At 59.1% G+C, this 2,258-nt stretch carries 3 protein-coding genes; all 3 read left to right on the top strand.

Translation table 11 applies throughout. The annotated features are described in order from the left end of the window. Window positions 1–198 precede the first annotated feature (198 nt). From KVS69_RS18100 to KVS69_RS18090, 3 genes are read left to right on the top strand one after another with little or no spacing between them, the layout of a single operon-like run. Window positions 199–696: a ferritin-like domain-containing protein gene (locus KVS69_RS18100; protein ID WP_217539393.1), complete on the top strand. Its 498-nt coding sequence runs from the start codon at window positions 199–201 to the stop codon at window positions 694–696. A 49-nt stretch (window positions 697–745) separates the two neighbouring features. Further along, window positions 746–1,384 (top strand): DUF6766 family protein, encoded by a 639-nt coding sequence (locus KVS69_RS18095; RefSeq protein ID WP_217539392.1) that lies wholly within the window; start codon window positions 746–748, stop codon window positions 1,382–1,384. 1 nt (window position 1,385) lies between these two features. Further along, window positions 1,386–1,949: an isochorismatase family cysteine hydrolase gene (locus KVS69_RS18090; RefSeq protein WP_217539391.1), complete on the top strand. Its 564-nt coding sequence runs from the start codon at window positions 1,386–1,388 to the stop codon at window positions 1,947–1,949. Window positions 1,950–2,258: the final 309 nt, after the last annotated feature.

Below are 2,258 nucleotides of genomic sequence, written 5' to 3'. Positions count from 1 at the left end.
GACTCCTTTCGTTGCTAAGCCCTTGGCTATCATCACCTGGTAAGTGCTCTGTGAGAAGGACGGCCCATCGCGGCACTAACCGCCGTCAACTACACGGCGGCCGGAGAATCACGAAAGTTTCAACCGCCCTTCACATAACGTCCGCTGGATCCGGTCCAAGGTTGAACTTCTCCCATCCTCAATCCAGGAATTTTACGCATGGCGATTAAGACCGCAGAAGAGCTGTTCGTGCACGAGCTGTCTGACATCTACAGCGCTGTGAAGCAGTTGACGAAATCCCTGCCCCGCTTGGCCCGCGCGGCGGAGAATCCCGAACTTGCGGCGGCCTTCGAGACCCACTTGGAGGAGACCGTTGGTCAGATCGAGCGAATCGACCAGGTCGTGGAAGTCTTAGGAATCCGCCTCAAGCGCATCAAGTGTGCCGCCATGGAAGGGCTGGTGGAAGAAAGCAAGGAAGTGATCGAGTCGATTGAGAAGGGGCCTGTGCGTGACGCCGCACTGATCGGTGGTGCCCAGAAGGTCGAGCACTACGAGATCGCCTCCTACGGCACCATCGCAGCGCTTGCCAAGCAGCTGGGATACAAAGATGCCCTGCCCTATCTTCTGGAGACCCTTGAGGAAGAAAAGTCCACGGACGAGAAGCTCACCCTTCTCGCCGAACAGGGCGGCAATCAGAAGGCCGCGGCAGGCAAGTAACCGAATGACTGGCGGGCCTTCGGGCCCGCCCTTGATCTGGACAGGAACCATGTGGCGCCGAAATGGGTTATCGATCGTCCTCGTCGTGCTGACCGTGCTGTTCTTGAGCGCGCAAGCGGTGACGGGGTGGAACGTTCACAACGAGGAGCTGGCACAGCACGGCCAAGCCGCGTTGGGATTCGGTACCTACCTCACCACAGGGCACTTCAGCAGCGCGACCTTCGAGAACTGGGAGAGCGAGTTCCTGCAAATGGGGATGTATGTGCTGCTCACCGTTCGGCTCCGCCAGCGTGGCTCGGCCGAGTCCCGGCCGCTTGACCCCGACGAGGAAGATCCCAAACTCGACGCCGGCCCTGCACCGTGGCCCGTTCGCCGTGGGGGCATCTGGAAGAAAATCTATGCCCACTCTCTGGCCATCGCTGTTTTAAGCTTGTTTGTGATGTCTTTTGCTCTTCACGCCCTCGGCAGCTGGCGAGCGCGGTGCGACGAAGCCCGATTGGATCATTTGCCCGTCCCTGGATTCTTTGAACACTTCTTCAGCAGCGACTTCTGGTTCGAGTCCATGCAGAACTGGCAAAGCGAGTTCTTGGCCGTTCTGGCCCTGGTCGTGTTGACCATTTTCTTGCGTCAGAAAGATTCGCCCCAGTCCAAGGCAGTAGAGGCCCCCCACGCCCAGACGGGGGCCTGACATGGAGCGCCCGGCCCTGATCATCATCGATCTCTTCTCCCGTTTCGATTTCCCCGACGGTCAAACGCTGGCGCCACTGGCTCTTAAAGCCGCCAAGAAGGCCCGGCAGATCCGAGACGTCTTTGACGAAAAAGAGTGGCCAGTGATCTACGCCAACGATAACTTCGGGGATTGGAAGTGTGGCTTCCATCAGCTCGCGGAGGTTTGTCGCCACGAAGAAGGCCCGTCGGGCGACATCGCCAAACTGCTTTTCCCCGGTCCGGATCACTACACGGTGCTCAAGCCAAAGCACTCGGCCTTCCTCGCAACGCCCTTGGCGGTGCTTCTCGCCAAGATCGGCGTCGACCAGTTGGTGCTCGTCGGCATGGCATTGGACTCTTGCGTGCTTGCCACCGCCATCGATGCCAACTCCCGCGAGTTCTCCACGGTGGTGGTGTCTGATGCGACCGCCTGCGTGCCGGAACGCAGGCAAGCCGCTTTGAAGCTGCTGCGCTCCACTGGCGGAGTCGAAGTGCGCACGGCCCAAGCGCTTCTACGTTCGCTCGAGAGCGGACATGATCGGTGACAGGTAGGTAGGTCGGACGTTCCATTTGCCATGCAGTTGCGGGATGGAAGAACGCCTGAATTCGATACCGTTCACAGACAGCTGGCCCAGACGCCTCTACGCTTCCAAGCAGTTCAACCAAAGTCATAGAGAGGGGTGCCAGTGGTCGAGCAAGCCCGTCTGTCCGCTTTGCATGCATTGAACATTCTGGACTCGGACCCGGAGCCTTTTTTTGACGCCCTTGCACGCGCTGCACAGTTGGCGACAGAAATGCCCATAGCATTGATCTCCCTGGTGGATGGCGGACGACAGTGGTTCAAGTCTCAAATA

This window comes from Stenotrophomonas sp. GbtcB23, assembly GCF_019091045.1.
In the GTDB taxonomy this organism is placed as follows: Bacteria; Pseudomonadota; Gammaproteobacteria; order Xanthomonadales; family Xanthomonadaceae; genus Stenotrophomonas; species Stenotrophomonas rhizophila_A.
The sequence above is the reverse complement of the archived record's forward strand: the minus strand, read 5'-3'. Positions and strand labels throughout refer to the sequence as shown.